A 5,016-nucleotide genomic window follows, 5' to 3' on the forward strand; every position below is an offset into this window, starting at 1 on the left:
TTCGCAATGCTCTTGCCAATAGCCCGACATTCAGCCAGTGAAAGCGGAACGGGAAGCGATGCATTGTACATTTCGACACGCTGGATCACCGCTTCAAGCCACTGTGAGAACGCTGGCCAGCCCTGACGAATCGCCCTGTAAGCCCATTTGCGCGTCATTTCGAACAGGTGGCAGTTTCGCCCCATCCCGTAATGTTTATCGATGCTACGACGCTCTGAGGCGCTCAAATCGAGATAATCAGCCAGTTCATCGAGGGTATAGGCTTCCTCGCGCCACTCCATCACCAGCCATTCCAGGTGGAACGGATTTTTGCAAATCAGGCCGCTGTAGTTCACATCCGCACAAAGTTTCTCACACAGCGAACGTTCAACCGCTGCGGCATATTTCAGCGCCTTAACCGAGGCATCAGGCGCGGTTCTCACGGCGATGTTGAGTGCGTAGAGCAGGTGAGCGTGTCCGTTCACAGGATTTTTAACGGTGATGTTCGGCGCGGGAGCGTTCCGGTCGCTCCAGTCAATCGCAGCCCCCTCGCGGTCAACGTCAAAAACCAGCCAGAACTGCGCATGAGGCTGGTTCTGCTGTATGTACCGCGCAAGAAGCGCACGCCCTTTGCCGGAGATGCGAAGACCAAAAGCGAGATCATCCGTGTGATAGGGACGATGGGGTAAATTTTCGTCGAAGTATTGAAGCGCGGCGCTCATGTGTTACGATTCTCTCCGGGTTATGCGACCTACACGCCCTCTGTATTTCATGTTGAATCTTGCCGGATCTGGACATGATTTCAGGGGCGTTTGTTTTTCAGTCGCTTACACTACACCCAACGGCAAATCCTGTCGAACCTTCCCGAAAACCCGATCCATTTACCATAACTCCCGTTGTACGCCCCCCTTAAAACGCCCTCAGTCGCTTTCTGGCGCAAAAAACGCAAAAAGACAAGAAAACACCAGGCCAAACCAGAAAAACGCGTCAGAATCGTTTTCAGGGCGTTGCATAACTATGCACGAAAGCGATGTGCGATCGGTTTCGTGCGTTCTGAACACCGAACGGCTCAAAACGACAAGTTTTCTCCCCTGGTGCGTGGCGCTCTGACGGGGTTTCCTGTTTCCAAACTTCACATCTCGCCAGGACAAAAAAAAACCGACCTGGGGTCGGTGGCAAGAATCAGAGTCTATGGGAAATATTTTAGTTATCGGATGCTCAATATTCACAAACGCAAAAAATGCCTCAGTGATGCCCTAAAACAACCTTTCCAGAAGGAGTCCGCGCTTTACGATGCACGGAAGAGATAAAAAACCCCACAAAAGTGGGGAACCAAGAGAAACAACAATTACAGGTTGTTGGTTGTGTTCGAACAACGATGAAGTAGCTACGCTAAATAATAATTACCGTACAGGCCCTACATATTCAACACTAAATTTAAGATCCTGACGAAGGATTTATAAATGCACGAAAACACATAGACAGACAAATTCACTAAATTCATACACAAAAACAAGTGTAGTTTTCTAAGTAAATTAGATTCGACAACCAATTAGTTTATCCACATCGCATTCCACTCTTGCTACACCAATCACATTTCTTGATATGTAATAGCAGAAAAAATAAAACCAGACACCAATAGACCAAAAAACAAACATTCAACAAGAAACATTTTGAACAATATCACAAAACTGTCACAACCATCATCAGACTATTGAAAAAAACTGGTTGCTGTTTTATAAAAGCGACTGTAACAACCTCCACTCTATAGTTCCATTAGTTTAAAGTGTCACACAAACTGAGCATCCATTTGTTTTCCTTACTTTTGCCCCTGTATTCCAAGGGGTTTTTTTATAACTTAAAGATTAGCACACCACACAAAAACAATAAAAAAAAACGACAAGTTATACAATAAAACCAGTACTATCCATACAGCTAATTACATATAAATACTATTAAACCATCTGGACATTAAAAATAAACTCTTATAACATAAAATTAATGCGGTTCCGGTACCATATGTCAGGGATAATGTGCAAATGGAGGTATCGGAACTGCATTTCAGTTCATTATTAATTAATGACAAAAAAAACCTCTGCGAGCGCAGAGGGGGTAAGGAATGTTCCCGGTCATAATATGTCGATAGTGTTTATATACATACAGAACAAGAACAACAACCAGCCAACTAATAAATATTTTATTTTTTAGAGCTGAAACCTTAAAGCTCACTTCCATTCCATACATTGTTATAAACCTTATGTTGAAAACTGAAAGTAAGTACGGCAGACTTATTAAGTTGCGTGCAGTCTTTTCACGTTATACAAACAAGAACACCTGCGAAGTTATTTCTCCTTACATATCCCCCTATGCCAACGGGGGATTTTTTCTGGTTCACTAACGCATAAATAATAGTGACACCCTATCATTCACAAACCGTGATAATATAAGGATTATCATCATGGCAAAATTAGGTGAAAACACCCCACATATTATCGATGCTACTGTAGATTTTATGGCATCAAGCCAGGCATTTCGTGAGTATCTGAAAAAACTTCCCCCTGATAACACAATACCGCCAGCTCTTACTGATGAGCACGTACCGTTATATATACGAAGGCTGGAATACTATCGTCTGCTTTATCGACCAAAGCAGACAGAATCATATTGAAAAAAACGGTGAACGGTTCGCGAAATTCTTTCGCGGGTCGTGAGGCGTTGGACAAGCGAAGCGCGTCAGTTTTTCCGGCTCTTCCCCGTGACAGGTTTCTCCACCAGTTTATCTTCCAGTGTCACAACTTTCTGATACACCGCCGCTGTGGCGTTGTAGTTCCTGTCGAGTATTGTTTTCATTCCCCATCCGAGCACACAGAACATAACCAGAAAAGCCACTGACACCCCACCCAGCCATTTCCAGCTATACCCTTTAAGGGTGTTGTATTCCTGCACGATATTGCTGTGAATTGTCGCAATATCCCTGTTCAGGGCATCCGCGTTTGCCTTCATGTTTGCGACTGACTCTTCCAGCCGCTGAAAATCCTGGCTGATGCGCTCACCTATCAGTCCTGCCACGTCCAGCTTCTGCACCTCATTTCTGACTTCATCCCTGACCTGTTTTGCCACACCGTCAGAAATATCCCGATATCCGCGAAGAGTTTCCCTTGCCACAGCCAGAGAATCAGCAACAGCTTTCTGTTGCTCCATTGCGGTATGTTGCAGATGCTCCACCGATAACAGGAGCGTAAGTAATTTTTCTTCTGTGCTGGCCATGTTCAGAATCCCATAGAAAATCCACGTGACGGTGATTTAACCCGTTCAGGTGCAGTTCGGTTCTGTCTGCTCACTCTGTCTCTCATGTCAAAGCCATGCTCCCGCGCAACATCATGTTGCAGCCTTCTGACCAGTTCATGTTGCTTAACCGGAGTGTCCAGCCATTCCCTGATGTCATGCCCGACCGTTCGCGCCTGTTCAAGATGGCGGGAATAGTCCGGTTCAGACCGTTTTTGCATGATGTCATGACGCTGGGCATCATCAAGCCGTCCGGCAGCTTCAAAACCCAGATGCACTTCGGGACGTCGTTCAATGCCCTGTTCTTTCAGCGTCCGGCAGTCAATGAAGCCCCTTTCAAAGCCATGCTTTCTCATATGTTCGTTGTGCTTCACCTCCCAGCGTTTTCGCAATTCCCGCAACTGCTCTTTTTGCTGAGTGAGAGTCAGGCTTCCGGAATCCTTTTTCGCACCTCCCCGCTCGGGATACCTGGCGTTATAGCGCCGGAAATACTGTTCCGGTGTACGTTCAATGCCATCATTCACACGCTGACTCATCATGATATGCGCATGAGGCTGTTCGCCGCCGTCAATGCTCGCTTTCGGATTGTGAATGGCAAAACTCCAGGCGTGCCGTTCGCCAGCTTCCTGACGTACAAAATCCTGCACCAGTTCAAGGCGCTGTTCCGGTGTCAGTTCACGGGGTAATGCAATTTCAAGTTCCCTATAGGTCGAACCGTTCGCACGTTCAAACTGGTCAGCCGCCTGCCAGAAATGGGAAGGATTATCCCTGGCCCATTCCGGCATGTTTCCGTGTGCGGAATATTCCAAATCCTGACGGTCGCGGTATTTCTCTTTGCGCTCGATGTAATCGGCGTGGTTTGCAGCCTGCCCCTTGCCACCAAATTTAACGCTGAGGTGATAGGTTGCCACGGTTTCAGCCCTCTGCAGGAGCGCACTGTTTCTCGACGAAGGAGAGAAACATATAAGTGCGCTTCCTTCTAATTTTACGAATTAGCACGGAAGATACCCCCTGCACCCGCCGACCGCAAGCGATATACTGCACGACCACAACACACCGCAAAAAAACACCAGGGAGCATCACGAACATGCGCATCAGCAACATCGAATGGCTGAAGAAACGGATCGGATTCATCAGGAAGCTCGGAGAACAGACCGCACGACAGAGACAGATTATTGACCTGATCGACAACGAAGCCGGACTCACAGAACAGGAACGCAAACTTCTCCACGTACTGGCAACAGCGGAAAAAAACGACTTACAGGCACAGGAGAGCGAACGAAAACAGGCGGTCCAAAAACGAATCGAGGGAAAAAAACAACGACGGGAACGCAATCACCGGCTCTTTCTCGCGGCTGGGCTACTGATCGAAGCAGGACTGGTAGACACAAAAACAGGCGAGCTATGCTATAAAAAAGACAGGATATTACAAGCACTTAAGGAACTTAAGTACGATCTGGAGACATCCCCAAACCCAGACGCGTAAGTGCCTCCATCCGTGTTCCGATTCCCTGGTGCTTCCTCGCTCATTCGCTCGCTACGCTCGGTCATGAGACTGCGGCGAGCACTACCACCACAATCACGCGGAAAGCCGCGCCATTGCAGGGCTGAACGGGGAAAAACGGCAAAAAACCTGCTGCTCAAAAAGACGCCAGAAAGGCGCTGTTATCTGATATAGGCTTATTTGGTCTACTCTACGAGACCTCGTTTTTTCAGTTGGTAATACCAGGCGCGACTGATCCCTAATGCCTC

The 5,016-nt window shown here is 47.3% G+C and carries 5 protein-coding genes; 2 read left to right on the forward strand and 3 right to left on the reverse strand.

Translation table 11 applies throughout. From position 1 onward, the window contains the following. Positions 1-701, reverse strand: a 701-nt coding sequence (locus tag ACYVJ4_RS17765) for a replication initiation protein (protein ID WP_353434203.1), incomplete at its 3' end; no start/stop codon positions are given. A 1,736-nt stretch (positions 702-2,437) separates the two neighbouring features. Here ACYVJ4_RS17765 and ACYVJ4_RS17770 point away from each other — a divergent pair. After that, the gene (locus ACYVJ4_RS17770; RefSeq protein ID WP_001096196.1) at positions 2,438-2,647 is read left to right on the forward strand and encodes a hypothetical protein; all 210 of its coding nucleotides are present in this window, start codon (positions 2,438-2,440) and stop codon (positions 2,645-2,647) included. Positions 2,648-2,712: 65 nt separating this feature from the next. Here ACYVJ4_RS17770 and ACYVJ4_RS17775 read toward each other — a convergent pair whose 3' ends face one another. Then, positions 2,713-3,246, reverse strand: a complete 534-nt coding sequence (locus ACYVJ4_RS17775; RefSeq protein WP_000168770.1) for a hypothetical protein — start codon at positions 3,244-3,246, stop codon at positions 2,713-2,715. 2 nt (positions 3,247-3,248) lie between these two features. Then, entirely contained in the window at positions 3,249-4,175 is a 927-nt protein-coding gene (locus ACYVJ4_RS17780; protein WP_001331297.1) for a MobA/MobL family protein, read from the reverse strand. Between the two features lie 176 nt (positions 4,176-4,351). Here ACYVJ4_RS17780 and ACYVJ4_RS17785 point away from each other — a divergent pair, with 176 nt between their 5' ends. Beyond that, entirely contained in the window at positions 4,352-4,750 is a 399-nt protein-coding gene (locus ACYVJ4_RS17785; RefSeq protein WP_001222914.1) for a hypothetical protein, read from the forward strand. Positions 4,751-5,016 lie beyond the last annotated feature (266 nt).

This window comes from Angustibacter peucedani, from assembly GCF_054779595.1.